General features: G+C 65.2%; 24 protein-coding genes, 1 tRNA gene and 1 pseudogene. 6 read left to right on the top strand and 20 right to left on the bottom strand.

Translation table 11 applies throughout. From position 1 onward, the window contains the following. Positions 1-15: 15 nt before the first annotated feature. The 7 genes from AT395_RS23280 to AT395_RS23250 all read right to left on the bottom strand — a co-directional run bounded on the left by AT395_RS23280 (position 16) and on the right by AT395_RS23250 (position 8,556). Positions 16-1,188, bottom strand: coding sequence for an alpha/beta fold hydrolase (locus AT395_RS23280; RefSeq protein WP_052765472.1), 1,173 nt, complete (start codon positions 1,186-1,188; stop codon positions 16-18). 177 nt (positions 1,189-1,365) lie between these two features. Next, on the bottom strand, positions 1,366-2,769 hold the full coding sequence (locus AT395_RS23275; RefSeq protein ID WP_042114064.1) for an HdeD family acid-resistance protein: 1,404 nt from the start codon (positions 2,767-2,769) through the stop codon (positions 1,366-1,368). 223 nt (positions 2,770-2,992) lie between these two features. Continuing rightward, entirely contained in the window at positions 2,993-4,327 is a 1,335-nt protein-coding gene (argG, locus tag AT395_RS23270) for an argininosuccinate synthase (RefSeq protein ID WP_042114066.1), read from the bottom strand. Between the two features lie 112 nt (positions 4,328-4,439). Continuing rightward, complete coding sequence (locus AT395_RS23265; protein ID WP_042114068.1) at positions 4,440-5,336, bottom strand: LysR family transcriptional regulator; 897 nt, start codon at positions 5,334-5,336, stop codon at positions 4,440-4,442. 154 nt (positions 5,337-5,490) lie between these two features. Then, complete coding sequence (locus AT395_RS23260) at positions 5,491-6,339, bottom strand: DMT family transporter (RefSeq protein WP_048628541.1); 849 nt, start codon at positions 6,337-6,339, stop codon at positions 5,491-5,493. 501 nt (positions 6,340-6,840) lie between these two features. Further along, complete coding sequence (locus AT395_RS23255; RefSeq protein ID WP_048628542.1) at positions 6,841-7,815, bottom strand: pyridoxamine 5'-phosphate oxidase family protein; 975 nt, start codon at positions 7,813-7,815, stop codon at positions 6,841-6,843. A 60-nt stretch (positions 7,816-7,875) separates the two neighbouring features. After that, positions 7,876-8,556, bottom strand: a complete 681-nt coding sequence (locus AT395_RS23250; protein ID WP_042114073.1) for a glutathione S-transferase family protein — start codon at positions 8,554-8,556, stop codon at positions 7,876-7,878. 145 nt (positions 8,557-8,701) lie between these two features. Here AT395_RS23250 and AT395_RS23245 point away from each other — a divergent pair, with 145 nt between their 5' ends. Further along, complete coding sequence (locus AT395_RS23245) at positions 8,702-9,595, top strand: LysR family transcriptional regulator (protein ID WP_048628751.1); 894 nt, start codon at positions 8,702-8,704, stop codon at positions 9,593-9,595. 132 nt (positions 9,596-9,727) lie between these two features. On the opposite strand, the gene AT395_RS23240 is transcribed toward AT395_RS23245, so the two are convergent. From AT395_RS23240 to AT395_RS23215, 6 genes and pseudogenes are all read right to left on the bottom strand, one after another. Next, entirely contained in the window at positions 9,728-10,015 is a 288-nt protein-coding gene (locus AT395_RS23240; protein WP_042114074.1) for a hypothetical protein, read from the bottom strand. 365 nt (positions 10,016-10,380) lie between these two features. Continuing rightward, positions 10,381-10,457, bottom strand: a tRNA-Val gene (locus AT395_RS23235). Positions 10,458-10,565: 108 nt separating this feature from the next. Beyond that, positions 10,566-11,327: pseudogene (locus tag AT395_RS23230) on the bottom strand (NYN domain-containing protein); the annotation flags it as partial. A 73-nt stretch (positions 11,328-11,400) separates the two neighbouring features. Continuing rightward, a complete protein-coding gene (locus AT395_RS23225) occupies positions 11,401-12,846 on the bottom strand; it encodes an MFS transporter (protein ID WP_104926949.1) in 1,446 nt (481 codons plus the stop codon). Positions 12,847-12,955: 109 nt separating this feature from the next. Further along, complete coding sequence (locus AT395_RS23220) at positions 12,956-13,168, bottom strand: hypothetical protein (RefSeq protein ID WP_042114077.1); 213 nt, start codon at positions 13,166-13,168, stop codon at positions 12,956-12,958. 28 nt (positions 13,169-13,196) lie between these two features. Next, entirely contained in the window at positions 13,197-14,882 is a 1,686-nt protein-coding gene (locus AT395_RS23215; RefSeq protein ID WP_048628543.1) for an FAD-dependent monooxygenase, read from the bottom strand. Positions 14,883-15,073: 191 nt separating this feature from the next. Here AT395_RS23215 and AT395_RS23210 point away from each other — a divergent pair, with 191 nt between their 5' ends. After that, complete coding sequence (locus tag AT395_RS23210) at positions 15,074-15,529, top strand: MarR family winged helix-turn-helix transcriptional regulator (protein ID WP_042114079.1); 456 nt, start codon at positions 15,074-15,076, stop codon at positions 15,527-15,529. 106 nt (positions 15,530-15,635) lie between these two features. Here AT395_RS23210 and AT395_RS23205 read toward each other — a convergent pair whose 3' ends face one another. Together AT395_RS23205 and AT395_RS23200 are read right to left on the bottom strand one after the other, a co-directional pair. Then, positions 15,636-17,354, bottom strand: a complete 1,719-nt coding sequence (locus tag AT395_RS23205; protein WP_083577670.1) for an acid phosphatase — start codon at positions 17,352-17,354, stop codon at positions 15,636-15,638. Between the two features lie 241 nt (positions 17,355-17,595). Further along, positions 17,596-18,525, bottom strand: a complete 930-nt coding sequence (locus AT395_RS23200) for a LysR family transcriptional regulator (protein ID WP_048628544.1) — start codon at positions 18,523-18,525, stop codon at positions 17,596-17,598. Positions 18,526-18,603: 78 nt separating this feature from the next. Between AT395_RS23200 and AT395_RS23195 the strand changes: the two genes are divergently transcribed. Together AT395_RS23195 and AT395_RS23190 are read left to right on the top strand one after the other, a co-directional pair. After that, positions 18,604-19,374: a DsbA family protein gene (locus AT395_RS23195; protein WP_376738394.1), complete on the top strand. Its 771-nt coding sequence runs from the start codon at positions 18,604-18,606 to the stop codon at positions 19,372-19,374. A gap of 48 nt (positions 19,375-19,422) precedes the next feature. Further along, positions 19,423-20,043: an NAD(P)-dependent oxidoreductase gene (locus tag AT395_RS23190; protein ID WP_048628545.1), complete on the top strand. Its 621-nt coding sequence runs from the start codon at positions 19,423-19,425 to the stop codon at positions 20,041-20,043. Between the two features lie 61 nt (positions 20,044-20,104). On the opposite strand, the gene alkB is transcribed toward AT395_RS23190, so the two are convergent. The 5 genes from alkB to AT395_RS23165 all read right to left on the bottom strand — a co-directional run bounded on the left by alkB (position 20,105) and on the right by AT395_RS23165 (position 24,194). Next, positions 20,105-20,752 carry a DNA oxidative demethylase AlkB gene (gene alkB, locus AT395_RS23185; protein WP_048628546.1) on the bottom strand — a complete coding sequence of 216 codons (648 nt, stop codon included), beginning with the start codon at positions 20,750-20,752 and terminating at the stop codon, positions 20,105-20,107. Then, positions 20,749-21,489, bottom strand: a complete 741-nt coding sequence (locus AT395_RS23180; protein WP_048628547.1) for a 2OG-Fe(II) oxygenase — start codon at positions 21,487-21,489, stop codon at positions 20,749-20,751. Before AT395_RS23180 ends, alkB begins: the two co-directional genes overlap by 4 nt. After that, the gene (gene ada / locus AT395_RS23175; protein ID WP_231606097.1) at positions 21,486-22,706 is read right to left on the bottom strand and encodes a bifunctional DNA-binding transcriptional regulator/O6-methylguanine-DNA methyltransferase Ada; all 1,221 of its coding nucleotides are present in this window, start codon (positions 22,704-22,706) and stop codon (positions 21,486-21,488) included. Before ada ends, AT395_RS23180 begins: the two co-directional genes overlap by 4 nt. An 88-nt stretch (positions 22,707-22,794) precedes the next feature. After that, on the bottom strand, positions 22,795-23,784 hold the full coding sequence (locus AT395_RS23170; RefSeq protein WP_042114089.1) for a copper resistance D family protein: 990 nt from the start codon (positions 23,782-23,784) through the stop codon (positions 22,795-22,797). Then, positions 23,784-24,194, bottom strand: coding sequence for a copper resistance protein CopC (locus tag AT395_RS23165; RefSeq protein ID WP_082117745.1), 411 nt, complete (start codon positions 24,192-24,194; stop codon positions 23,784-23,786). The genes AT395_RS23170 and AT395_RS23165 overlap by 1 nt, the downstream gene beginning before the upstream one ends. A gap of 650 nt (positions 24,195-24,844) precedes the next feature. On the opposite strand from AT395_RS23165, the gene AT395_RS23160 reads away from it, so the two are divergent. Then, the gene (locus AT395_RS23160; protein ID WP_042114094.1) at positions 24,845-26,095 is read left to right on the top strand and encodes a GTP-binding protein; all 1,251 of its coding nucleotides are present in this window, start codon (positions 24,845-24,847) and stop codon (positions 26,093-26,095) included. Next, the gene (locus AT395_RS23155) at positions 26,092-26,577 is read left to right on the top strand and encodes a 6-pyruvoyl trahydropterin synthase family protein (protein ID WP_082117746.1); all 486 of its coding nucleotides are present in this window, start codon (positions 26,092-26,094) and stop codon (positions 26,575-26,577) included. The genes AT395_RS23160 and AT395_RS23155 overlap by 4 nt, the downstream gene beginning before the upstream one ends. The last annotated feature ends 151 nt before the right edge of the window (positions 26,578-26,728 follow it).

Raw genomic sequence — 26,728 nt, 5'->3', positions numbered from 1 at the left:
GAGTGCTTCCTCTAGTTATTGTGCGCGCGCACGTCTTTTGAGCGACATGAGTTCGAGGACGAAGGGCACCGAATCGCGCAGGGACGGATTGAGCGTTGCGTCATGATCGAGCCCGTCATACACGCGCACCCGCGTAGTGGTGCCCGCTTTGGCGACGTCGCGCGCGAACGCTTGCTGCATGATGACCGGCACATCGATGTCCTGACCGCCGATGCCGATGAACACCGGATGCTTGATATGCAGTGTCGGGTAGCGCAGCGAGGGTGTCTGGTGGTTCAGCAACTTCTGGATCATCGGTTGAAGGCTGTTGCCGGCGTTCAGGCCCGCGGCCGCCGAGTGATTGGTCAGCTCGTCGATGCACAGCGTACGGGCTTCGTCGAGCACCGGCAGCGCCTGCGGCGAGAAGTACCGCGCCGCCTGCAACGACGGGTCGCGGTCGGCGGCCGACAGGAAAAGATACATCGCGTAGGGAATCTTCGGGTCCGGCGCGCCCGGATCGGGTTGGCTCGCGAACAGCATGGCGGCAGAGGTCTGGGCATTGAAGTACGGTGTGCCCGTCAGCACGGTGGCGATCACTTTGACGTCTGGCGCGTATTGCGGTTGGTAGCCCGCGGCCGCGAAAGCGGCGTGCGCCCCTTGCGATTGACCGACGATGACCACGCGGTTCTGCAACGGAAATACGCTGCGTGCCGCGAGCAGACTGTCGAGCACGCTATAGGCTTCGGCGCGCGAATTCAGGTAGTGATGCAGCCCTTGCGAACCGAGGCCGGCATAGTCGGGGGCCACGATCGCGAAGCCCAGCGAGAGCCAGGTGCCGAGGTACTGTATGTCGCGTTGGCTGCGCACATTGAGCGACGGCGCACACGCGCTGGCAATGCCCACGGTGCCGTGAGCCCAGACAACGACCGGCCAGCCGCCGGGTGGTGTCGGCCCTTTGGGCAGGAAGACGGTCCCCGTGTCCTCGCGGGCTTCAACGCCGCCAACACCGTCGATGGAACTGTAGCGAATGCGGAATTGCGCCCCGGCCTCGGGTAAGCCGTGGTCGGCTTCGAGTGGCTGCCGGTCGACGATGGCGCCATGCGGAATGGTGGCGGGAGCCGCTTCGGGCGTGATCGCGTGAGCGGCGCGTCCGATGACCAGACTGGCGAACAGGGCGGCGCTTGCGAAGCGCCACAGGCGGTTGAACATGTTGAGCTGTCCTCGTCTTGGATTGCGCTTCTGAAGCGCGCTCGGGCCATGCGCGCACATCGCCCGAACGCTGGCTGCCGTTGCCCTGGCCAGTACAAGTGACGTTACACCGTCCCCGCACGAATGTCTCGCGTACCGCTCGTGTCGCTCTTGCTCCGCGTTACACCATGCGTCCCATCAACCGTGCGAGGCCTGATTGCTCTGCGCCTGCGCAACGGCGGCCTGCTCGGCGGCCTCTCGCCATGCGCGACGCGAGCGGCGCATGCGGCGCAGCGCGAGCGACGACATCGTGATCCAGCCGAACGGGCGCGGATCGACAAGCATGCTCACCGCGCGGGCGTAATCGAGCACCAGACCCGGCGTCCAGGCCATTGTCTTGGCGCGCTTGCGCAGTTGCGCCGCAACCCACAGTTCCGGCGTGAGCCACAGGCGCACGAACGTCCACCAGCCGGCGTCCGCCCCATTCGGCAATTGCCCCACCCGGCCTTCGATAGCGGCCTCAAGCGCCTTGGCGACACTGCTTGAGCAGTTGCGGTGCGTGAGGTTATACGTGGGGTTCAGCCGGTACGTCTCCCAGAAAGCGCTTAGCTGCCGGGGGCTGTAGTTGCGAATGCGGACTTTGACCGTCGACGGACACCATGCCTTCGATTCCGTTGCGTAGTCCGGTTGGAACACGCCCGGCACATCGTTTTCGCGTGTCGCGCGCAGCAGTTGCCCGAATTGGTCGGGAGAGCGGTCGATTTCCTTGGCCGGATACAGACTGACGTAAATGCCCTCGTGGCTTTCGAGTGCTGCGTGGCCTGTAGAAATCACACCGTTCTTGTCGACCGCGGCGATGTAACGATCGATCACCGGATGGCGGCGCGCCGGCGCCTTGGCCGAGCCCGACGGTGTCCAGACGTGCACCGTCAGTGCCGGTTCGGAATCGGTGGGCGGGCCTTCCCAGCGAGGCGCGCGCGGGCGCGTTTCCCACAGGTGGCGCTTTTCCTCCGGGCTGCCGAGAATCTGCTCGACACGGAAGTCGCGGCGCATACGTCGCGCGCGCATGGCGAGCACCAGCACGTTCCAGCCGGTGAACGCGAGTCCCAGCCCGATGGCGTACGGCAGCGTGCCTTTGTAGTGTGTCGGATATGGCTGGTAGAAGAAGATCGCGACGGCAATTTCAAGCAACCCGCCCGCCATGGCCCACGCCCAGCGCGGATATCGCACGACGTATGCGGCCACACATTGCAGCAGGCCGTCGGCGAGGAACAGGGTGCCGAACAGCATCGACAACCAGAAGTTGCCGTATTGCTGATCGAAGAAAAGTACAAGCAGTGCGGCGACGGTGAACGTGCCGCCCTTGAGGCCGCGCACGATGCGCTGGCCGCCCACGCCGATCGTGACGATGGCGAGTGTGGCCAGCCCTTCGAGCAGGAGCAGCCAGGCGAACACCTTGAGCGGGAAGTGGACAACACCGTCGAGGGCATCGACGATCAGGGCCAGCCCGAAGGCAAGGAAGATCGCGCCGATCCAGATCAGCGCGCGCGCCCGGCGCCGCAAGTAATCGACGCCAAGCAACAGTAGTATCAGACGTACCAACGTTAGGTCTCCATCGCAAGCGCCCGCCCCCGCTCATCACGGGGAATGCGCGCACCCCGAATGCGGGAGGATTTAGGATTTGGCTTATTTTGACGCTATCTTAGCGCGTGAACCGTGACAGGCCAAAAACAAAGGCGGCGCGCTCCTGTCGGGGCGCGCCGCCTGTTGTGACAGACAGCACAGGCGCAGCGCCCCGCGGAGCGATGCGTCAGCGCGGGCTGACTTAGTCTTTCTTGCCTTCGAGCTGCGGCAGGGCGTCGTCGCTCGATGCGGTGAGCAGACCGGCCTTGGCGTAGGTCATCAGCTTCTCGCGCGTGTCGACGATGTCGAGGGTGCGCATCGTGAGTTGACCGATACGGTCGAGCGGCGTGAAGACCGAGTCGCCCTTTTCCATGGTCAGACGCTCGGGCTTGTAGGTGAGGTTCGGCGACGTTGTATTGAGCAGCGAGTAATCGTTGCCGCGACGCAGCTCAAGGGTGACCTCGCCGGTCACGGCGCGTGCCACCCAGCGTTGTGCCGTCTCGCGCAGCATGATGGCCTGCGGGTCGAACCAACGGCCCTGATACAGCAGACGGCCCAGACGGCGGCCGTTTTCGCGGTATTGCTCGATGGTGTCTTCGTTGTGGATGCCGGTCACGAGTCGCTCGTAAGCGATGAACAGCAGCGCGAGGCCCGGGGCTTCGTAGATGCCGCGGCTCTTCGCTTCAATGATGCGGTTTTCGATCTGATCGCTCATGCCCAGACCGTGACGGCCACCGATGCGGTTGGCTTCTTCGAACAGTTCGACGGCGTTGGCAAACGTCTTGCCGTTCAGCGCCACCGGTTGACCCTCTTCGAAGCGCACGGTGACTTCTTCCGCCTTGATTGCGCAATCGTCGCGCCAGAACGGCACGCCCATGATCGGCTGCACGATCTTGATGCCCGAATTCAGGTGCTCCAGATCCTTGGCTTCGTGGGTCGCGCCCAGCATGTTCGAGTCCGTCGAATAGGCCTTCTCGACCGACATCTTGTAATCGAAGCCGTTGGCGATCAGGAATTCCGACATTTCCTTGCGGCCGCCGAGTTCGTCGATGAACGTCTGGTCCAGCCACGGCTTGTAGATTTGCAGGCCCGGGTTGGTCAAGAGACCGTAGCGGTAGAAGCGCTCGATGTCATTGCCCTTGTACGTGCTGCCATCACCCCAGATGTTGACGCCATCTTCCTTCATCGCGGCGACGAGCATGGTGCCCGTGACGGCGCGACCGATCGGCGTGGTGTTGAAGTAGGTGACACCGGCCGTCGAGATATGGAACGCGCCCGACTGGAGGGCGGCGATGCCTTCTGCCACGAGTTGCGTGCGGCAGTCGATCAGGCGGGCATTTTCTGCACCGTAACCCATGGCGCGGCGCGGGATTTCCTCGTAGTCCGGTTCGTCCGGCTGACCCAGATTGGCCGTGTAAGCGTACGGAATCGCGCCTTTTTGGCGCATCCAAAGCAGCGCAGCGCTGGTGTCGAGACCGCCCGAAAAGGCGATACCGACCCGTTGTCCCGTGGGGATGTGTTGCAGAATCGTGGTCATCGGCGTGAAAAAGCTGGGTTTTTAACCTGTCAAGTATCCCCGTCCGGGCTATGGATGGTCAAGTCTGACGGCCGATTCCCGTGCGCCGGGAGCGCCGCGACTTCCCGAATTCTCACCATTGCGAGCCCGCTACGCTGCACGCCGACGCCAGAAAATCCGAGAACGCCCGAATCACGAGTGATGCCTGACGATGCTGCGGATAGACAACGTGAATGGCCATCGGCGCAGGCGCGTAGTCGTCCAGCACCGTCACCAGCCGCCCATTCAGCAGCGCTGGCGCGACGATAAACACCGGTAACCATGTCAGGCCAAGTCCCGCCATGGCGGCGTCGCGCGCCAGTTCCCCGTTGTTGACGCGCAGGCGCCCAGAGACGGGAACGTCGATCGAATGACCGTCCTGTGCGTAGGTCCAGTTCACGCGTTGGGTGTGGCCGTAGGGCAGCAGCGCGTGGTCGCGCAGGTCGTCCGGGGTCTGGGGCACGCCGTGGGCTTCCAGATAGCGCGGGCTGGCGCAGGTGACCATTCGCATGGGGGCGACTGGCCGTGCGATCAGCGACGAATCGGCCAGCTCGCCGATGCGTACCGCCACGTCGTAGCCTTCGGCAATGATGTCGACGGTCCGGTCGTTCAACTCAAGTTCGATCGTGACGTCGGGATAGGTCGTGAGAAACGACGGCATGACCGATCCGAGGAACATCGTTCCGAACGACATGGGGGCGGAGACACGTAAATTGCCGCGCGGGCGCTCGCCCTGACTGCTCACGGCGAGATTGGCGGCCTCCACGTCGTCGAGAATGCGCCGGGCGCGCTCGTAGTAGATCCGGCCGAGATCCGTGACCGACAGCCGCCGCGTGGTGCGCAACAGCAACCGCACGCCCAGCGCCTGCTCCAGCGACGAGATGCGCCGGCTCACGAACTGTTTCGAAAGCCCGAGCTTCGCCGCCGCGCCCGTAAAGCTCATGGCGTCCACGGCGGTGACGAAGATGCGCATATCGTCGAGCAAGTCCATCGGCAAGATTCCAATCGTAAGAAAGTGAGGTGACAACGAACGCGTTTATCTCGTCATTGTCACCCGATAGCCGACAATCTTAGCCGAGGCAGGGTGTGCCGGGATGTCAGCCCCGGCTTTCCATGCTTCTTCGCTTGCGGCAGTTCGTGCCGCGTTACCGAAGCGCCAGACGCAGCCCGAGCAGGATGGCGGCGGTTCCCGCGACCGCGAGCCCTGTCGGGCGATGGCCGAAGACGCCCCAGTCGAGCAATGCCGTCACCACGGGAACCAGATAGAACAGGCTCGTAACGGTGACGAGGTTGCCCGTGGCGATCATCCGGTAGAGCAGCAGCGTGGCGCCGACCGAAATCACGAGGCTCATGTAGAGCAGCGGTAACCAGAAGCCCCACGAGTCGTCGATGTGCCACGGCTGGGTGGGTGCGACCAGCAACGCCAGCGCGAGCCCGACCGCGTATTGCAGCGGCAGCACGTCGAGCGGCGTTTGACGCGAGCCTTTCTGCGCGAGGGTGCCGAGCGTCATGCAGGCGAGTGCGCTTAACGCCCATACCGAGCCCGCCGCCGACAATTTCGCCGACACCAGGCTCTGCGCGACGACGAGCGCCAGTCCTGCCAGCGCGACGGCAAGCCCGGCGAGGCGCCGCGCGCTATGCGCTCGCTCAAGGGCTACGAGCGTGAGAATCGGCTGCACGCCCAGCACGGTCGCGAGCGCCCCCGGAGTGATGCCGTTCGCCAGCGCCAGCAGATACGCCGCCTGATAGCCGCCGATGAGCAACACGCCGGTGCCGGCGACTTGCCATCGCGTGCCTGGCGCCGGCCACCATTGGCGGCGCGTCAGAGCGATGAGCGTCAGCGCTGCGAAGGCTACGCCAAGCCGCACCACGAGAAACGCAAACGCCGACGCGTTTGTCAGCCCCCATTTGGCGGCCAATGCACCGCCACTCCACAGCAGAACGAACAAGAGCGTTGCGCCATGCCGGCGCCACGCGAGACTTTCGATTTGCATCGATTTTCCCCTGAACAGGATGTCCGGCCCGTCAGGCATCACGCCGAGGAAAAGGGTGCGAGGGCGCCCTCTCCTGTCACGCGATACGGGTCGCATGCGCAGCATGACGACGTGTCATCGCGTTCGACGTGCGACGCACAGACAGGCGGATCGAAACTGGATTTCGGATGAAAAGGTGTTGTGCCGGGAGATGAACACCCGGCGCGTCAGACGTGGCGTCAGGCCACGACGCTGACGTCTGCGACTACCACGGCGGGCGGTGCCACGCCGGCCGGCGGCGAGAGCGGAGGATGTGTGACTGCGACAAAGCGTCCGCGCAGGTGCGCGCCAACACCGCGTTGCAGCGGTGCGACGCCAGACCCGGCAATTCGGTGGGACGCGTAAGCCGTCATGAATCGATGATGAAGTGAAGGGCGCCTGTCACTCGACGGGCGTTGACGTACTCTACACGTACCCTCCGCACGCGGCAAGCGTGCGACGCCGCGCAGGCATTCGATCCGATCACGCGGTTGGCCAGGCCCCGGTCCTGTCGACGGAGGGCGAGGCGTCGCCGTCGCGCCAGTGGGCGGGTAGCGCGCCGCGCACGCGACGCACTTCGCGCACATGCACGCGCACGAGCCGCAAGGCCCCTTCGAAGCCGCTCTGTGTTTCGTTCTGCCACAGAATGTCGGCGTCGCCCGCGACGTGAAGCAAATCGCCTGACGCAAAATCGACGAACACCAGTCCCGCACGCGGATTGACGTGCAGATTACCGAGCGTGTTGTAGTACGCATTGCCGCGAAAATCGGGCCACATCAGGGTGTGCGCGTCCTCGACACGCACGAAGCCCGGCTTGCCACCGCGATGCGACACGTCCGCGCCGGCACTCCGTTCGCTTGCCCCTTCTCCGGCGTAATGCGTGGCGATGAAGAAGGTGTCGGCGCTGGCGATCTGCCATTGTGCGTCGTCGTCGAGCGACATTTGCGCCGCCTCTGCCACAGGCGCTTCATTGTGGCGGTGCGGTGTGAGCTCGCGCTTGCGGATGTACTGCGGGCAATTGCCGAAACTCTGCGCAACGCGAATCGCGAAGCCGCGTGCGTCGGCTTCGACGACTCGCCCGTTCACGCGATTCCGCCGGCGGGTCGACGGCTCCAGTCCCAACAGGCCGACCGGTGCGTCCAACCTCATCGCACCATGCAACGGATCGGTCACGGGCGGCAATGTGTCGACACGCAGCAGCGTTGGATCGGGCGAGTGCGCGAAACCGGGCGTGCCGCTCAGCAGCGTTGCCCACGGTTGGCCGTGGGCGTCGAGCGCGCCTGCGACGAGAAACGGCAATTGTGCGAAGAACTGGCGATGCTGCTCCGGCATGGCGGTACGAATGACGCGCGCCCCGACTTCCGCCATCGCTTCTCGGGAACCGGCGAGCGTTTGTACGGCCATCTCACCGGCGTGAAACGGCGAGGTGGCGATCGAGGTTTCTACAGGCGCGGTCATGATTCTCTCCTGACGTTCCGACGGCATTTACGCGACTTCCAGCGCGGATTCAGATCGCGTTCAGGCCGCATTCAGGCCGCACGCGCTCGACGCCATCGGTATAAAGCGCGGCAGCGCGGCCACCCGGCCCAACCAAGCGCGCACAGCGGGATAGGGGGCGAGCGAGACATTGCCCTCCGGCGCGTGCGCGAGATACGCGTAGCACGCAACGTCGGCAATCGTGGGTGCGTCGCCCGCGAGGAACGCCCCGGCTTGCGGCGTGCTCAGATACGTCTCCATCGTCGAGAGCAGGGTCTTGGCGCGCTCGATCATCGCCGTCGGGTCGACGGCACGATTGAACAGCACGACGATACGCGCTGCCGCCGGGCCGAACGCCACGTCGCCTGCCGCCACCGACAGCCAACGCTGCACCTTCGCGGCGGTGAGCGCGTCGCGCGGTAGCCAGGCGCCGCTGGCGTCGTAGCGCGTGGCGAGGTACGTAAGGATCGCGTTCGAATCGGCAATCACCACGCCGTCGTCGTCGATGGCCGGTACTTGTCCGAAGAGATTGATGGCGAGATAGGCGGGCTGCTTGTGCTCGCCGGCCACGAGGTCGATGTCGATGGTCTCGTAGGGCAGATCGAGCAGATGCAGCATCAGTTCGACGCGATGACAGTGACCCGAGAGCGCGTGTCGATAGAGGCGGATCGGGCGTGCAGGGTAAACGGGGCGTTGAACTTGGGCTTCGACGGGGCGGGTCATGGAACGTCTCCAGTGATGGCGGGCCGTTGACGACGCTGCTACCACTGCCGTCACACGATGCCCCGATTCTCCATCCTGTCGATTTTCGGATAAATGCCGGGAAGTTGATTTGACTACTCCGAAAATCGGAGTAATGATGCGCGGCATGGATAAACTTCGCGCCATGCAGACATTCGTCGCCATCGTCGATCAGGGCAGCCTGAGCGCTGCGGCGCGCGCGCTCAATTCCTCGCTCCCGGCGGTAGTGCGCACGCTGGCGGCGCTCGAGACTTCGCTCGACGTGCGTTTGCTCAATCGAACGACGCGCCGAATCGCGCTGACCGAAGAGGGGCGAGGGTATCTCGACACCTGCCGCCAGATTCTCAGCGAACTGCAAGAGGCCGAAGCGCGTCTCGCAGCGCGGCACGAAGCGCCGACGGGCACGCTTGTGGTCACGGCGCCAGTGCTCTTTGGGCAATTGCATGTGGCGCCTGCGTTGTATCGCTTCCTGCGCGCCTATCCGGCCGTCAAATGCCGGTTGCTGCTCAATGACCGCGTGGTGAATCTCTGGGAGGAGGGCATCGACGTCGGTATTCGCATCTCGCCGTTGGAAGATTCCACGCTCGTTGCGCAGAGCGTCGGGGCGATTCGCCGCGTGGTGGTGGCGAGTCCCGGGTGTCTGGCCGAGCAGGGCGAAGTGACGCATCCGCGCGAACTGGTCGGCAAGAACTGTATCCGCTCGTATGGCGGCAGCTATGGCCAGTGGCGCTTCTGGGAGGGCGGGCGCGAGTTCGTCGTGCCGGTCGACGGCAATCTCGAACTCAGTCACGGCACCGCGGCGGTCGAAGCGTGCATCGACGGGATGGGCTACGGCTGTTTTCTGTCGTATCAGGTTGCGGCAGCCATGGCCGATGGACGTCTGGTGCGCGTACTCAAGGACTACGAAGGGCCGGCGCGTCCCGTGAGCATCGTGTATCCGCACGCCCGACTGCTGCCGTCGCGGACAAGAGCATTCGTGGAGTGGATGAAGCGGGCGTTGCGCGACGTGCCGATGATGTGAGCACGGATACGCGAAAGTGAACCGGCGGGAGCCGGATAAAAGAACGCGGAAAGCGACAGTGCCGCTTCCCGCTTAAAAAGCCCGCCGACGCCAACCGGCGGGCCGCTTCGTTCGTGGGCGTTCTCGATGACGTTAGTCGCGGCGCCAGCCACCGTGCCAGCCGCGATCGTGACGATCGTCCCAGCGGCGATCATGCCAATCATGCCAGCGGTCGCGGCCGTAATAGACCACCGGTTGCGGGGCGACGTAGACCGGGCGCGGCTGCACATAAACCGGCTGCGGTGCGACGTAGACGGGCGGCGCCACTACGACCGGCGCAGGCACGCCGAGATAGACGCCTACATCGACGCGAGCCGATGCGGCAGTCGATGCGAGGGCGGCGGCGGCGCCGAGGGCAGCAATGACAAGCATGCGTTTCATGATGTCCTCCAAGAGCGCTCGCAGATCGACGCAAGGGGCGAGGATGCTGCGTGCGGGTAGGCAATTAGCCAGTGAGTCGGATCGATTCGCGCAGGCGGATGACGCTGATGGGCAGAGATGCCTGTCGCCGAATCGTTGAAGCCAGTGTATCGGCGAGGCCGCGCAGCAGGTGCTACGAGTTTGTCTGGGATGTGTCGTTTTGTAACGCGGCTGGACGGGCCACGTTGGCGTGCTGCTCCGACGAGCCGGCGAGAGAATTCCGGAGCGGAGGCTGTAGGGCTGCGGGCGGGGAACGACAGGAATCGGTCGCCGGAAAAACAAAAGGCGTCACGCGAAAACGCGCAACGCCTTGTGCTTTGATTCGTTGGTAGGCTCGATTGGACTCGAACCAACGACCCCCACCATGTCAAGGTGGTGCTCTAACCAGCTGAGCTACGAGCCTAGAAAGACCGCGAGTATAGGGTGAATTCCAGAGGCTGGCAAGCGTTTCGCACGAAATATCCGAAAAAAGTTTCGGGCATGCTCATTCGCCGCGCTTTGGCGTGCCGCGTTTCGCCTTGATCCGCACCCAGAGCCCTTTGTTGCCGCCGCTGCCTGCACGCTGTTCGACGTCGAAGAGGCCGATGGTCGTCACGAGGTCGCTTAGTTTGCCGAAGCCATAATTACGCGCGTCGAAGTCAGGCGCCTGCTTGGCGATGTGACTGCCGATGGGACCCAGACTGGCCCAGCCGTCTTCATCCGACACGGCGGTCACGGCATTGCGCAGCAACCGCACGAGGCGCGTGTCGCGCTTGAGATCCGACGCCGTGCGGCGCTTGCGCGGCGCAGGCGTCTCGTCGCCGTCGGGTTCGTCGTCCTGACGCAGCAGTTCCGTGTAGATGAATTTGTCGCAGGCGGTCACAAACGGCTGCGGTGTCTTGCGTTCGCCGAAGCCGTACACGATCAGTCCTTGCTCGCGGATTCGCGAGGCCAGGCGCGTGAAATCGCTGTCGCTGGAGACGAGACAGAAGCCGTCGAAGCGCCCGGTGTAGAGCAGATCCATCGCGTCGATGATCATGGCGCTGTCGGTGGCGTTCTTGCCGACGGTGTATCGGAACTGCTGGATCGGCTGGATCGAGTATTCCAGCAGGCACTTCTTCCAGCCGTCGAGATTCGGCTTGGTCCAGTCGCCGTAGATACGTTTCACACTTGCCACACCGTACTTGGCCACTTCGGTCAGCAGCCCTTCGACGATGGCGGGGGCGGCGTTATCGGCATCGATGAGCACGACAAGCGTGGGACCCTGAGCGGTCACGGGTGTTGTTACGGGCATGGCGGAGGTTCCTTGATCGCGAAGACGTTCCGCATTATGGCCCGGAACCGTGTTCGCCATGCCTTGAACGGGATCAGTGGGCGACGCGACGTTGTCCCAACGGTGCGCACCACAACACCGCAATGCCGACCAGCAGACTCGCCGCCGCGAACATCAGGCCCGAGGTGAACGAATGTGTCCAGTCCTTGAGCATGCCCACCACAATCGGACTCAGCGCAGAGCCCAGATTGCCGACGGCGTTGATGACCGCCAGCCCAAGTGCGCGCGTATGCGGCGCCAGACTGCGGTCGGGCACTGTCCAGAAAATCGCCATCGCGGTATAGGCGCCGGTCGAGGCCATGGCCACGCCTGCAAGGCGCAGCGACGGGTCAGGCGCGAAACAGGTGACGACCCACCCGGCGGCGGAGAAGAGCATCGGCAGCACCAGATGCCAGCGACGCTCCTGCAGGCGATCGGATCGGCGTCCCCACCAGATCATGCCGGCAATGGTGCAAACCGAGGGAATGGCCGCGAGCAGGCCGATGGTGACATTGCTGCTCGTGGTGCCGAAGCTCTTCACGATCTGCGGAATCCACAACGACGCTAACGAGAGCGTGTTGACGAGGCAGAAATACCCGAGTGCGAACTTCGCCACGCTGGGTGTCAGGATCGCGCGCCACACGCTGCCGTTTGTGCCCGATGCCGCGCCCGGCTGTCGGGCACGCGGGGCTTGCTGGGCGAGGGCGGCGGCACGGTCGCGGGCGATCATCGTGTCGAGTGTCTGCTTCTCGGCGGCGCTCAGCCAGCGCGCGTGGGCCGGCTTGTCGTCGAGATACCACCAGGTCACGACGCCGAGCAGCACCGTAGGCAATCCTTCCAGCACGAACAGCCATTGCCAGCCCGCGAGTCCCGCGACACCGTCCAGACGCAGCAGATAACCGGAGGCGGCAGCGCCGAGGGCCGACGTTACCGGCATCGCGATCATGAACCACGCGTTGGCGCGGGCGCGGGCGGCCGACGGAAACCAGTCGCCCATGTACAGCAGCATGCCCGGCAGAAAGCCCGCTTCGGTGATACCGACGATGGCGCGAATGAGGTAGAGGCTCGTGGCGTCGTGCGCAAACATGGTGGCGCTCGACGCCAGCCCCCATGCGATCAGAATCGCGCCGATCCAGCGGCGCGCACCGAACTTCACGAGCATCAGATTGCTTGGCACGCCGCACAGCACATACGTCAGATAGAACACGGTCGAGGCCATGCCGAACATCGTGCTCGTGAGCCCCAGGTCCTGACTCATCGTGAGTGCGGCAAAACCGACGTTGATGCGATCGAGAAACGAGAACAGGAACAGCAGGAACAGAAAGCCCAGCAAGCGGCGGGAAACCTTGCGCACGACGGCGCGTTCCATAGCGTCGGTGGATGCGGTCTGTTGGACGTGGGGGCCGTCGAAGGCGGCAGTGGCGCAAGCCGCGATAGCGGCAGGAGATGCCGATGGACTAACGCCGCCGGCGAGGCCGGCGGCAGGCTTGATACGACTCATGATAGGTGTCTTCTCCAACGCTCCCCGCCTTGGTTTGGGTATGGCGGTGTCATGTGAACGGGGCCGCCATCGAGGGCGGACGCCGAAGGGTGCGATGACGAACAGTCCGTCAGTGCGCTTGGGTCAGGGCGTTCTGCGCGCCGCTCGCTGCGCGCCCGATGAGATCAATGACCCGCTGCGGGTCGCGAATCTCATGGGCCAGCAGCAGAGCGACCTTGGTGAGGAGCAACTCGCGCTTGTCTTCCTGTGCAGCGTCGATGGCGAGCGCGAGGGTGTCGTAAATCTCCTCGAGTCCGGCGACGGCGGTTTGTGCGGTGGTCATGATGGGCTTCCTTGTGTGATGCGACGGCTCACGTGCGGGCCGTTGCCTGCGCAAGCGCACTGGCAAGACGCGCAGCGTCGATCTGCTGCCAACGGGCGCAGACATGGTGATCGGGGCGCACGAGATACGCCGTGCCGTTGGCCGCACCGTATTTCGCTGCGGCATGTCCCGTCGGATCGGGCAGCGTGATATCCGCGCCCGTGACCGTGCTTTGCGACGGGGCGAACGCGATGACCTTCACCGGTACACCGCTTTCGCGCCACGTTGCGATCTCACGAAGCAAGCCGTCGTCGAACGGTGCGCCGCCGAACGTCAGCAGATGGAACGCGGCGCCGAGACGATCGTAGAGATAGTCGTTCTCGCCGAGCTTCACATTCGGTGCCGGTGCGCCAACCGCCGGGCCAGACGTCATTTGCGCGTTGTCGTCGTTGGGGCAATTCAGCGGCGAGTCGCGATAGTCGTGCGCCCGCGATGTGCGCCAGTGAAACAGCGGTCGAACGAACTCGTGTTCGAGCGAGAGATCCAGCACGGCGTCGCGCAACACGCGAAAGCCATGTGACGGCGGCGTCATGAAGCGAGTGCTCTTGCCGGCTTCTGCAATGATCTCGCGGGCGGCGCCGACGCGGTCATGCGTGTACGACGCGAGCAGGGGGGGCGGCGCTACGCCTTTCGCCACGGCCGCCAGTTTCCACGACAGATCGATGGCGTCCTGAAAACCGGTATTGGCACCGCGCACACCGAAGATCGGCAGCAGATGCGCCGCGTCGCCCGCGAAGAGCACGCGGCCATGCACATAGTCGGGCAGCGTGAGCGCACGCGCCGAATACACCGAACACCAGTCGAGTTCCCACGGCTTGCCGCCGAGCCCCATCATCTCCAGTTGGGCGTTGATGCGCTCGCGAATCGTCTCGGGTTGCAGCGCATGGTCGGAGGTCTCCGACACCGGCAGTTGATAGTCCACACGCCAGATGCCGTCGGGCTCGCGGTGCATGAGCACGGTGTTACCCGGATTCCAGTCGGGGGCGAAATACGCGAGCCGCTCGGTCGGCAGATCAAGATCGATGCGAATGTCGGCAATGACGAAGCGGCCCTCGTAGCTCGCGCCCTCGAAGCGCAAGCCGAGCGCGGTACGCACGGTCGAGCGCGCGCCGTCGGCGGCGACGAGCCACTGCGTGCGCTGCGTATATTCGCCGTCGGGCGTGTCGATTTGCAGCGCCACGCCGTGCGCGTCCTGCGTAAGGCCGACGAGCTTGTTGCCCCAGCGCATCTCGACGAGCGGCTCACGCTCGATGGCATCGACGAGATAGCTCTCGAGCACGTTCTGTTGCAGGTTGATGAGCGGCGCGAAGCGGTCGTCTTCGTCCACCGGTGATTCCATGCGGAACACGCGCTGGCCGCGATAGTACGAATTGCCGCTGGTCCACGGCAGACCTTTGGCAACGACAGCGTCGGCCACGCCCACGGCTTGCAGAATTTCCTGCGAGCGGCGCGTGAAGACAATGGCGCGGCTGCCTTCCGAGACTTGTTGCTCGGCTTGCAGCACGACGCAGCGCACACCATGGCGTGCCAGCGCGAGCGCCGTGACCATGCCGATAGGGCCGCCGCCAACCACGGTGACGGGGACTTCCGGCGTGTCGCCCTGCGGCGCAAAGTGGGGATGAACGCGGTACGCGTGATAAAGCGACGCGCGCGGGGTGGTCTCTGGTCGATGCATGATGCGGCACCCTATAAGCCGCTCGGCGCATGCGCAGCGGGTCTCGTGTCAGCGGGGAGACGGCGGATGCGCATTGCGCGAATGACGAAAAACGTCACCGAGCATTTAGTTGCTAACGCAACCATTCTAGTGTGCTAATGTTGCGTTCGCAACCAAATATCGACCCATTTCGTCTAGGGGAAAACACTGAAATGCGGCCAGTCCACCCATCGCTCGACCAGTTCCTGACGTACAAGATGCACCGTTTGATGAAGCAGCATGACAAGCGCATTGCGCAGTCGTATGCCGATGCGGCGCAACTGAGTCTTGCCGAGTCGCGCGTGCTTGCCGCCGTGGGCACGGCGGGCGCGCTGTCGAACTCGGAACTGGCGCGCCGCGCGAATCTCGATAAGAGTCAGGCGAGCCGGGGCGCGGACGGTCTGGTCACGCGAGGGCTGGTGCGTCGCGGGCCGGACGAACACGATGGCCGCGCGGTCAAGGTATCGCTCACACCGGAAGGCGAGCGCGTGTGGCGCGTGGTGATCGATGCCGCTCGCGCGCACTACGAGCGGTTGTTCGAAGCGCTGACGGACGACGAGATGCGCGTGTACGAGCGCCTGCTCGACAAGCTGCTGCTGCGCTCGGACGAACTCGACGCGATGGAATGACGCGCACGCGCAAGCGTTACGCGTCAGCAAACGAGAAAGGGCACCCGTGGGTGCCCTTTTGCTTAGGTGCGCGACGTTTGCGAAGCGTACGATTGCCGCCTCAAGCTCAGGCGAACGTCAGCGTTTTCGTCAGATCGCCAGGCGGCATTGCACCGCGGGCGGCGAAGGCGGCGTTGCGATGGGCAATGCCTTCGAGCGTCGGCAGATCGTGAAGGCGCGTGACAAGGCGCAGGATCGACGTCGTGTCGTAGAACGTGTGATCGACGTTGCCACGCTTGGCGAACGGCGAGACCACGAGCGCCGGAACACGCGAACCCGGCCCCCAGCGATCGCCCTTTGGCGGCGCAACATGATCCCACCAGCCGCCGTTCTCGTCGTACGTAATCACGACCATCATGTTTTGCCATTGCGGCGACTTCATCAGGTGCGCCAGCACGTTCGACACGTGCTGGTCGCCCGACTCTACATCCGAATAGCCGGCGTGCTGGTTCAGGTTGCCTTGCGGCTTGTAGAACGTGACGGCAGGCAGCTTGCCGGCAATGGCGTCGGCGAGGAATTTGTTCGCGATCGGGCTGTCGCCTTCGCCACCGTCGCGCAGGTGCGCCTCACGAGCGGCCGTGCCCGGCGCGAACTGCGCGAAGTAGTTGAACGGCTGATGGTGATACTGGAAGTTCGGCCGGTCCGCGCCGCCCTTATGGTCGAGCGCCGATTGCCAGGCGCCCGCATACCAGGCCCACGACACGCCCTTCGCCGAGAGCAGATCGCCGATCGTGGCGAAGGTCTGGGGCGGCAGCGTTGCGGGGTTCTCCGGGTCGGCCAGACGCTTATCGCCCGACACTGGCGGTTTAATCGGCGACGGTTGATACGGCGGCATCATGGTATTCACCGCGAAGTTATCGGGCGTGATCGCACCGTCGCGCACGAATTTCGGTTTGCCGTCGGCGGCCGAGGCGGGCGAGTCCGGGGCCACCGCGAGACGCACCCCCTGCGGGCCATCGGCCAGCACGGCGATCTTGTCCTTCGCGGGGCTTTGCGCTGCATTCGGATACACGGGGGGACGGCCCGTAATCAGGAACTGGTGATTCAGGAACGAGCCGCCGAATGCCGCCATGAAGAAATTGTCGCACATGGTGTACTGCTGCGCGATCTTGTACATGTCGAGCGTTTTGGCGGTCTCGCCGTAGTAGCCCATCACCGTACCGCCCGAGTCGGCCCATGCGGCGAACTGATTGTTCGCGCCGTCGTTGATCTGCATCTGGTTCTGCCAGAACAGGTGCCACAGATCGCGGGTGATGACGGACGTCGGCAGCAGCTTGCCCTCGGCATCCTTGAGCATGAACGGGGCGTTCGGCTGGCGCGGAATGTCTTTCTCGGTGATGTGATACTTCTTGCCGCCGAGGGTTTGCGCGCGCGGCACCAGACCGTCGAAGAACGGCGGCAGCAGCGACATCGGTGTCTTGCCGTCGCGGTCGAGCTGCGTGTAGGCCGACGCGGGCACCTTCGAGAGCGGCTTCTCCACGCCGGGGAAATCGGCGAACAGGTTATTGAAACTACGGTTCTCGAGATAGATCACGACCACCGTTTTGATGTTGGCCTTGAGCTGTGCGTCGAACGTGCCGCCGGCGGGCACTGCGGTCGGTGCACTGGCACCCCCCTCGGTGGCGCAACCGGTCAGCGCGGTCGTGGCGCCCGCCGCACCGGCGGCACCGATGGCGGCCAGCCCCTGAAGCAGACGGCGGCGCGACGGGTCCGACGGATTGTCGTCGTGAGAGAGGTCGGCATCCAGAGCGGGATCGTGGGGTTGGGGCGTAGCGTCGTTCGTCATGATGTCCTTGATTGACGTATCGGGCAGTGGCGTTCGGCTAGGGGGCGAGGGCGCGCGGGCGCGCCAACCGTTCGGCGGCGGTGGGCGCCGAGGCACGGAGCGCCATCGCCGGCTCACCCGCGAGGGCGAGGCAGACGACGTTTTTACGCGGGGATTGTGACAATTCGGTGACGCCGTGACGACGTCACGTCAAACGAGATGCCGTTACGGTGTCGCGCAAGCGGAACCGCTGCGGAAGGCTTCAGGCGGACGGCGGGGCCTGACGTCCCGCGTAGCCGGTATCCTCGAACAGCCCGGTGCGGAACTGTTCGACGAGATCGTCGAGCAGCGCGCGCAGGGCGCTCGGCATCTGCTTGCGCGACATGTACACGCCGTAGACGGTCATCTCGCGCGGCACGTAGTCGGGCAGCAGGGCACGCAGGGTGCCGTCGCGCAGGTGCGGCAGCGCCGAGTACACGGGCTGCATGGAAATGCCCGCGCCCGCCAGCGTGGCGGCGAAGACCACGTTCACTTCGTTGGCCGACAGATTGCCGCCGACAGGCACGCCGAGCGGCGTGCCGTTGTGCGTGAATTGCCAGAGGCTCTTGCCGAAGTAGGTGTACGTCAGACAGTTGTGCAGTGCGAGGTCTTCCGCGCGCTCCGGCGTGCCGTGACGCTGGAGATACGAAGGCGCAGCGCACACTACCGAGTGGCACGTGGCGAGTCGCCGTGCAATCAATCCGGGAGACGGCTCGGTGGTCACGCGAATGGCCAGATCGATGCGCTCGTCCACCAGATCGACGGCCCGGTCGGCCACCACGAGATCGATGGCCACACCCGGTTGCCGCGCAATGAAACGGGTGACGGCGGCCGCCAGAAACGCCTGACCGAGCGAGGTGCTGCACGCCACACGCAACAGGCCGTGTGGTGCGCTGTCGGCGTTCGACGCACACGCCAGATCGTCGGCGATCCCGAGCATTTCGCGGCAACGCGGCAGGGCGTCGTTCCCGGCGTCGGTGAGACTCACTGCTCGCGTGGTTCTGTGCAGCAGGCGTGTACCGAGCCACGCTTCGAGTTCTGCCAGATAGCGGGAGACCATGGCCCGGGACATATCCAGCCGTTGCGCCGCTGCCGTGAGCGAGCCGCGTTCGGCCACCTCGGTGAAGACACGCATTGCCGTCAGACGGTCCATGATCTGCTCGATTTGTGCAACAAAGTGATCGTCATTATGGGCTTTTTTTGAGCGATTGGCGCGACTACGATGGCATTCATGAGACGCCGTCGAGCGACGGCGCTGCACGACAAAGGACAGACCGAAATGACTCAGGCAACGTTGCATTACATCGCCGATCCGCTGTGCGGATGGTGCTACGCCGCCGCGCCGCTGGTGCGCGCCGCCCGCGACGTGGCGGGCCTCGACGTGGTGTTTCACGGCGGCGGCATGATGGCTGGCCCGAATGCCCAACCCGTCACGCCGCAGCTTCGCAATTACGTCATGCCGCACGACCATCGCATTGCGGCGTTGACCGGCCAGCCGTTCGGCGACGCCTATTTCGACGGGCTGCTGCGTGACGGCACTGCGGTGTTCGACTCGGCACCGCCCACTGCTGCCGTGCTGGCGGCAGAGGCGTTGGCCGGGCGTGGTCTCGACATGCTTGCGGCGTTACAGCGCGCCCATTACGCCGATGGCAAGCGCATTGCCGATCGCAGCGTGCTTGTTGATGTTGCGGGCGCGCTGGGCCTTGACCGCGACGCCTTCGCCAATGCCTTCGACGCGCAGGATGCCACCGCACTCATGAAGCACTTCCGCGAGAGCCGCGCGTGGCTCGCCCGCGTGGGCGGCAGCGGCTTTCCGACGTTCGCGCTGGACGTCGGCGGCAATGTCGAGCGGCTCGAACCGGGGCGCTATCTCGGCCAACCCGACGCGTGGCGCGATGCGCTGCGCGAGCGCTTGCTTGCCGCGCAGACGGCGTCGTCTGCCGGTGCCGACGTCACCGCTGGCGCGTTGCCGCAATGCGGCCCCGACGGTTGTGTGCGCTGAGCGCCCGCCATTGAATCCGAATTCCCCCTCACTCCCAGGAGATTCCTGATGAAAGTCGCCTTGATTGGTATTACCGGCCGCGTGGGTACGCGCGTTGCCGCCGAGTTGCTGGAACGTGGTCACACCGTCACGGGCATTGCCCGCAATCCCGAGCGTGTCGAAGCCGAGACGGGCCTGAGCGTCGTCAAGGGCGACGCGGCCGACCCGGCGTCGCTCGCGCCAGTGCTCGCCGGTCACGATGCCGTCATCAGCGCCGGCCGTTTTGTTTCGATGGACGCTGCCAAGCTCATCGACGCGGTGAAGCAGGCGAAGGTGCCGCGTCTGCTCGTGGTGGGCGGTGCGGGCAGTCTGGAAATCGCGCCGGGCAAAGCGCTGATCGACACGCCGGAATTTCCGGAGGCTTACAAGTCGGAAGCCAGCGCCGGGCGCGTGTTCCTGCAAGTGCTGCGGGCCGAGCCGAAAGATTCGCCGCTGAACTGGACATTCCTGTCGCCGTCGGCGTTGTTCGAGCCGGGCGAGCGTACGGGCAAGTTCCGCGTGGGCGGCGATGGCTTGCTGGTCGACGCCAACGGGAAGAGCTGGATTTCGATGGAGGACTACGCCATCGCGTTGGTGGACGAACTCGAGAAGAACCAGCACCCGCGTGCGCGTTTCACGGTCGGGTACTGAGCGTTACACGACGGCAGTGCGTGGGGGGAGGCATCGCGCGTGGTTCTTGAAAACGATGGGATCAGCGCGCCTGCCGGAACGTCAGGTTGTAACGCACGGCCTGCGCGTCGAAGCTGCCTTCGACGCTCGCAATGCCGTGATAGACGAGACGCGACGGCCCGCCCCACACGACGACGTCGCCCGGCGCGAGACGCACGCGGCGCGTGCGGTCGCTGCGTTGAAGACCGCCCCACAGGAAGGTCGCGGGCAGTCCCAGCGAAACCGACACGATGGGCGCGCCGAGTTCGCGCTCGTCGCGATCCTGATGCAGTGTGAGCCGTGCGTCCAGCGCGTAGCGATTGATGAGGCAGGCGTCGGGTCTGAAGTCACGATAACCCGCGGCTTCGGCCGCTTGACGCGCGAGTGTTACGAACGACGCAGGCATTGACGGCCACGGTTGCTGCGAGAGCGGATCGTGGGTGCCGTAGCGGTATCCCATCCGGTCGCTGATCCATCCCACTTCCCCACAGTTCGTCATGGCGACCGACATGCGTTTGCCGCCCGGCGTCAGCCAGTGACGCAGCGGCGCTTGTGCAATCACCGCGTCGATATCCGCTTGCAAGGTCGCCAGTTGCGCGTGTGCAAACCCCCGCAACACGAACGCGCCCGGTCCGAGTTCGTCGGTCTGGAAGCTGTCGTGAGGGGCGTTACCGAAGAGATCGAGTGTCATGTGGCGTCGTGCAGAATCACGCCGAGCGTATGCCGATGGCCGCTGCGTACGCGGCTGACGCCGTGTCGCATATTGACGCGATAGACGCCGCGTGTGCCGTTCACCGGGCGGTGATGCACGGCGAACACCACGGCGTCGCCGCGCTCGAGCGGCACCACTTCGGCGCGCGACTGCATGCGCGGACGCTGCTCCGTGAGGACGAATTCACCGCCGGTGAAATCCTCGCCGGGCTGCGACAGCAGAATGGCCACCTGCAACGGGAAGACGTGTTCCCCGTAAAGGTCCTGATGCAGACAATTGTAATCGCCGGCCTCATAGCGCAGCAGTAATGGCGTTGGGCGGCGCTGGCCGGCGTCATGGCATTGCGCGAGGTAGGCGCCGTGCGTGGGCGGATAGCGTGCGTCGATGCCCATCGCTGCGTGCCAGTGGTGGGCGATCTCGCGCAGCGGTGCATAGAACGCGTCGCGCAGTTCGGCAACCCGCGGCGGCAGCGGGTAGGCGAAGTACTGATATTCCCCTTGTCCGAAGCCGTGACGCGCCATCACGACACGACTGCGAAAGCGGGGCGACGTCGGCGTAACGCTCGTTCTGCCGTTCGTTTCGCCGTACATCGCGCAGAGTTCGCCGCACTCGGCATCGCTCAGCAGACGGGGAAGACGCGCGGCGCCGAAACGATTGAGTTCGTCTTCCAGTGCCGCCCAATCGAGCGACGCGATGGCCGACCGGTGCGCGCTCACCGCTTCACCTGATCGGAGCCGTCGCCACGCTCCCCGATGTCTTCAGGTTCCCCGTACTCTGCCCGTTCGTTGGCGAGCAGCGCGCGTTTGCGCTCGACACCCCAGCGGTAGCCCGACAGCGTGCCGTCGCGATGCACGATCCGGTGACACGGAATCGCCACGGCGAGCTTGTTCGACGCGCACGCTTGCGCCACGGCTCGCACTGCGCGAGGCGACCCGATACGCTCGGCGATCTGCGCGTAACTGGCAGTCTCGCCCGCAGGCACTTCTCGAAGCGCCTGCCAGACACGCTGCTGGAACGCCGTGCCGCGAACGTCGAGCGGCAGTGACAGACCGATGCGCGGCGACTCGACAAACCCGACGACTTGCGCGACCCAGCGTTCGAACTCGCCATCGGCGCCGACCAGTTCCGCCTTTGGAAACCGATCCTGCAAATCTCTCACGAGCGCTTCCGGGTCGTCGCCCAACGAGATGTCGCACAATCCGCGCGAGGTCGCGGCTACGAGGAGCGCGCCGAGTGCGCATTGCGCCACCGCAAAGCGAATCGATTCGGCTTTGCCGCCCGCGCGAAACGCGGCCGGTTTCATGCCGAGGAGCGCGTCGGCACTCGCGTAGAAGCGGCCGTTGGAGTTGAACCCGGCGTCGTAGAACGCCGACGTGACGCTCTCGGCGGCGGGCAACGCGTCGCGCACGCGTTCGGCGCGGCGGGCGTTCGCATAGGCGCGCGGCGTCACGCCGGTCACCGAGCGAAAAAGCCGGTGGAAATAATGCGGACTCAAGCCGGCGTCGGCGGCGAGGGCTTCCAGACGCGGTGGTTCCTCTGCCGTTTCGATACGCCGGCACGCGGCGGTCACCAGGGCGGCGTGACGTGTGTCGAGTGCACCCTGATCCGGCTTGCAGCGCTTGCACGGGCGAAATCCTGCGCGTTCGGCGGCGGCCATGTCCGTGTGGAACGCCACGTTTTCGCGGCGTGCCCGCCGGGCGCCGCACGAGGGGCGGCAGTACACGCCGGTCGTACGTACGGAGTAGAAGAATTCGCCATCCGCGTGCTTGTCGCGGGCAACGACGGCGGCCCACTTCGCCTCGTCGGTCGCGTAGCGCGTGACGGCAGGCGCCGGGGCAGACGCCTGCCGGGCCTGCGCTTGCGCGTTGTGCGGGCCAGAGGTGGCAGTGCCGGAGCGAAGCGGGCGTTTGGCGGTCATTTGGTCGGTACGCATCACGGTGTTCTCCCGATGACTGAAGTATGGTCCTCAGTTTAGGGAGCGGGTTGCGATGCTGCGCTCCGTTTCTTGCGATCGAATTCGATCAGACGCCCGGGGGCATTGTGGTGCCGAGTTTTGCGGCCAGACTCATCACCATGACCAGCACAAGGGCTTCGATGGCGACCACGCGCGCGAACGCCGTCGTGTCGAGCGGGGTCTCGCCGGTATCGAGCGCCAGGCGCGGCAGGAAGCGCCAGCGATTCCATGCACCGAGTAGCGCGGCGCAGGCGACCAGCACGAGCTTCGTCACCAGCCACGTCAGATACGGAGCGTTCTGAGCGGCGAACCACAGCGAGGGGGTTTCGCCCAGCGTGCGCCAGGCGTTGAACGCCCCCGTCACGAGTGCGACGAACATCGCCAGCGTGGCGACCGACGACAGCCGTTCACCATATGCAGCGCGCGCACCGACCGGCCAATGACGCCAACTCGGGATTACGCATCCGGCCACCAGTAACGCGCCGGTCCACGACGCCGCTGCACCGACATGCAGAGTATGAACGCCGATGGCGAGCCACGGCATGGACGCATCGGCCGCATGCCCCGTTCCTGCGCGGGCGAGCGCGAGTAAGACGGCACCGGCGAGGTACACCGCGCGGGCAAAGCGTTCCTGACGATGTTCGCGCTGGTGATGCCGGTCGCGCGGGTCGTCCGCAATGGGCAGCACTGCACGCAGACGGCGGCGTGCGTCATACCAGGCCCATGCGCCCGCACACAGCAGCGCGGCGCCAAGCCCGGCGACCCATTGCATCCGGCCGAAATGCGATTGCGTGAGCACCAGCCACACGTCGCCGAACATGGCCGACGTGCTTTCCCAATCGCCGCCGGTCATTGCCTCGGTGCTTGCGAGCACGTAGGCAACCCACGCGAGCATGGCGAGTCCGGCCGCGAATGCGGGCAGCACCCGCGCGGTGAGACCACGCCGCACGGCATGCGGGCTACGTAGCAGCCATACGCCGATGGCGAGCGCCAGCGCGAGGTTGAGCAACCCCGCCGTGGCGGGCTGCCACGTCCCGGCAGCCAGATTGTCCGGCATCACTTCACGGTGAACTTGAAGTTGCCTTGCGTGCGATGGCCGTCGCTCGCCACAGCGACCCAGTTCGCCTGGTAGTCACCGGCAGGCAGCGCGGGAAGGGGCAAGGTGAGCGTCTTGCGTGCGGCGTCGAGTTCGGGCTTTGCCTGCGTGACCGGCCGGCCCTTGGCGTCGACCACACTCAGCTTCGAGAGTGCAGCTTCAAGCGTCGAGTCGAACGTGACACGCACTGACTTCGGCGCTTCGACGGTAGCCTGCGCGGCGGGCTCGCTCGATACGGCGTGTGCGTGCGCCCAGGCGCCTTGAGAGAGACCGGCCAGACCGAGCATTGCCGCAAGCGCGAGTCCCTGCGTTGCACGACGCAGCGAAGCAGTGGCACGAGGGGCGTGGGAGGCGAGCTTGGAAGTATGCATGTCGAGTTTGGCGAAATGACGGAAATGTCGGGAGAGCGGCGTTTGCCGGCGAATGAGAAACGTGCGGCCGGCGTCGCGCGAGCGATGCGGGGGCGCACGGATGGGCGAATACGCGACTTGCGCTGCTCACGAAGTATCGCAGACCTTGCAGACCAATGCAGCCGCCCGCCGGTTCCGGGGCCGTGCTTCGCGCGGCAATCTGTCGCGTCACCCTCTGCCCCCAGTTTGTCGGCGATTTGCAACTGAGTTGCAAAATTGCGGCGTCCACCGTATCATCGCGCCATATTGCAACTCGGTTGCATTAATTCGGCTGCGAATGGTGCAGCGATGCGCGGTGATGCAGGTGCGAAGTGTCGGTGTGGATGCCGCCGTGTCGCTGTCGCGAGTCTCGCGCCGCGCGGTGTCCGGTGAACGGCCGGCATCGCCACGAATGCGCGCCGACGCACCCGCCCTCGCGTGATGCCGAGCCGGTTCCCTCCACGGCGAGCGCCAGCAGCGTTATGTCAGGCATGTGCCATGCCGCGCCGGCTATCCCAGGCGGCGGGTGCGGCGGTACCTCCTGGGCGGGTGTCGTCGGCGCGCATCCTTCGGGGCGTTGCGCGCACCCGGCACGCCTTGCCCGCCCCACAAGATCACAGGACTTTGCTGTCATGACACTTCCTCTCGCGAACTCCGGCGACGCCGATCGCCGCCTGCCCGTCACCGTGCTTTCCGGTTTTCTGGGCGCAGGCAAAACCACGCTGCTCAACCATGTCCTGCGCAATCGTGAGGGCCTGCGCGTGGCCGTGCTCGTCAACGACATGAGCGAGGTGAACATCGACGCCTCTTTCGTGGAGCGCGGCGCGGCCAACGCGGGCGCGGCGCTGTCGCGTACGGAAGAGCGTCTCGTCGAGATGAGCAACGGTTGCATCTGCTGCACCTTGCGTGAGGATTTGCTCATTGCCGTGCGCGAACTCGCACAGGACGGCCGCTTCGACTACCTGCTCATCGAGTCGACGGGCATTGCCGAGCCGATGCCGGTCGCGGCAACGTTCGAGTTTCGCGACGAGTCCGGCCAGTCGCTCGCTGACGTTGCTCGTCTGGACACGATGGTGACGGTCGTCGACGCGCTGCATGTGCTCGACGACTTCCACAGCCTCGACACGCTCGCTCAGCGTGGCGAAGTGGCCGGGGAGGAAGACGAACGGCGTCTCGCGGAACTGCTGACCGAGCAAATCGAGTTCGCCGATGTTGTTGTGGTGAGCAAGGTCGATTGTGTCGACGCAGCGCAGCTCGACGCTGTCAAGGCGCTGATCACCGGCCTCAATCCGTCGGCCCGCATTGTGTTGGGTGAACGCGGCCAGGTGCCGCTGACCCAAGTGCTGGGCACCGGGCTTTTCGATCCGGACCGTGCGGAACAGATGGCGGGTTGGGCGCAGGCGCTCGCGGGCGAGCACGATTCCGAAGCCGACACCTATGGTGTGACGAGCTTCGTGCTGCGTCAGCGCGAGCCGTTGCATCCGGGACGCTTCGCGTCGTTCATGTCGATGCCATTCGACGGTCTGATTCGCGCCAAAGGCTATGTCTGGGCCGCGAACCGCCCGGCTTGGGCACTGGCTTACTCGCGCGCAGGCAATACCGCAACGCTCGAACACGTGGGCCATTGGTGGGCCGCCGCAGATCCGGCGCAGTGGCCGCCTGAAGGCGACCCGCAGCGCGCTGCCATCGAAGCGAATTGGGAGGCGCCGTGGGGCGATCGCATCAACGAAGTGGTGTTCATCGGCCGTAACACGGATCGCGATGCCATCGAGCGTGCGTTCCGCGCGTGCGCGCTGAGCGTCGTCGAACTGTCGCAGGGCGATAGCGCGTGGCGCGACGCCGAGCACGCGCTGCCACTGGAAATGGCCGGCGAGATCGCATGAGCCGCGAGGGGGCGGACTCGCCGCACGGCGTGCGTGCGAGGGCGCTGAAGCGCACGGCACCACGCAGTACTCGCAACCTCGCTGTTGTAGCGTCGCGGGCGCAGTTCACGCTCTCGCGCAGCTTCGTGTTCGAAGCGGCCCACACGTTGAGCCGGCGCGACATTGATCCGCCGAGTATCGATGCCAGCCGCCGTATCCACGGTCACAGCTATCGTGCGACGGTCGAAGTAACGGGCAATCCGCAGGGGGAGAGCGGCATGGTGCTTGATCTCGCGTGCCTCGATGCCGAACTTACCCGTGTGCGCGAGCGGCTCGACCATCGGTTGCTCGACGATGTGGCGGGTCTCGGTCCTGCCACGCTGGAAAATCTCTGCGCCTTCATCTGGCGTGCGCTGGCGCCAACGCTCGAAGGATTGTCGCGGGTGACGGTCAGCCGCGACGCGCGTGGCGACGCCTGCTCGCTCACCCTGCGCGAGCGTTGATGGCGCGGGTTGCGTTGACCGTGTCGACCACGTTGACTGTGTGGACTGCGTTGACGCGCTCGCCGATGAATGTCGAACAAAGAAAAGCGGCCGGCACCGTGAGGTGCCGGCCGTATCCGCGCGGATATTCGCGCGGACATTCGCGCCCGGG

This window comes from Pandoraea apista (assembly GCF_001465595.2).
Taxonomy (GTDB): Bacteria; Pseudomonadota; Gammaproteobacteria; order Burkholderiales; family Burkholderiaceae; genus Pandoraea; species Pandoraea apista.
The sequence above is the reverse complement of the archived record's forward strand: the minus strand, read 5'-3'. Positions and strand labels throughout refer to the sequence as shown.

Coding starts and splice junctions, on each gene's coding strand:
- argG (WP_042114066.1), bottom strand. CDS start 4,327: ATGACCACGATTCTGCAACACATCCCCACGGGACAACGGGTCGGTATC.
- AT395_RS23210 (WP_042114079.1), top strand. CDS start 15,074: ATGCGGCCAGTCCACCCATCGCTCGACCAGTTCCTGACGTACAAGATG.
- AT395_RS23250 (WP_042114073.1), bottom strand. CDS start 8,556: ATGACCCGCCCCGTCGAAGCCCAAGTTCAACGCCCCGTTTACCCTGCA.
- AT395_RS23225 (WP_104926949.1), bottom strand. CDS start 12,846: ATGAGTCGTATCAAGCCTGCCGCCGGCCTCGCCGGCGGCGTTAGTCCA.
- AT395_RS23190 (WP_048628545.1), top strand. CDS start 19,423: ATGAAAGTCGCCTTGATTGGTATTACCGGCCGCGTGGGTACGCGCGTT.
- AT395_RS23260 (WP_048628541.1), bottom strand. CDS start 6,339: ATGCAAATCGAAAGTCTCGCGTGGCGCCGGCATGGCGCAACGCTCTTG.
- AT395_RS23205 (WP_083577670.1), bottom strand. CDS start 17,354: ATGACGAACGACGCTACGCCCCAACCCCACGATCCCGCTCTGGATGCC.
- AT395_RS23170 (WP_042114089.1), bottom strand. CDS start 23,784: ATGCCGGACAATCTGGCTGCCGGGACGTGGCAGCCCGCCACGGCGGGG.
- ada (WP_231606097.1), bottom strand. CDS start 22,706: ATGCGTACCGACCAAATGACCGCCAAACGCCCGCTTCGCTCCGGCACT.
- AT395_RS23245 (WP_048628751.1), top strand. CDS start 8,702: ATGGATAAACTTCGCGCCATGCAGACATTCGTCGCCATCGTCGATCAG.
- AT395_RS23165 (WP_082117745.1), bottom strand. CDS start 24,194: ATGCATACTTCCAAGCTCGCCTCCCACGCCCCTCGTGCCACTGCTTCG.
- AT395_RS23160 (WP_042114094.1), top strand. CDS start 24,845: ATGACACTTCCTCTCGCGAACTCCGGCGACGCCGATCGCCGCCTGCCC.
- AT395_RS23200 (WP_048628544.1), bottom strand. CDS start 18,525: ATGGACCGTCTGACGGCAATGCGTGTCTTCACCGAGGTGGCCGAACGC.
- AT395_RS23240 (WP_042114074.1), bottom strand. CDS start 10,015: ATGAAACGCATGCTTGTCATTGCTGCCCTCGGCGCCGCCGCCGCCCTC.
- alkB (WP_048628546.1), bottom strand. CDS start 20,752: ATGACACTCGATCTCTTCGGTAACGCCCCTCACGACAGCTTCCAGACC.
- AT395_RS23255 (WP_048628542.1), bottom strand. CDS start 7,815: ATGACCGCGCCTGTAGAAACCTCGATCGCCACCTCGCCGTTTCACGCC.
- AT395_RS23215 (WP_048628543.1), bottom strand. CDS start 14,882: ATGCATCGACCAGAGACCACCCCGCGCGCGTCGCTTTATCACGCGTAC.
- AT395_RS23280 (WP_052765472.1), bottom strand. CDS start 1,188: ATGTTCAACCGCCTGTGGCGCTTCGCAAGCGCCGCCCTGTTCGCCAGT.
- AT395_RS23195 (WP_376738394.1), top strand. CDS start 18,604: ATGAGACGCCGTCGAGCGACGGCGCTGCACGACAAAGGACAGACCGAA.
- AT395_RS23220 (WP_042114077.1), bottom strand. CDS start 13,168: ATGACCACCGCACAAACCGCCGTCGCCGGACTCGAGGAGATTTACGAC.
- AT395_RS23265 (WP_042114068.1), bottom strand. CDS start 5,336: ATGGACTTGCTCGACGATATGCGCATCTTCGTCACCGCCGTGGACGCC.
- AT395_RS23155 (WP_082117746.1), top strand. CDS start 26,092: ATGAGCCGCGAGGGGGCGGACTCGCCGCACGGCGTGCGTGCGAGGGCG.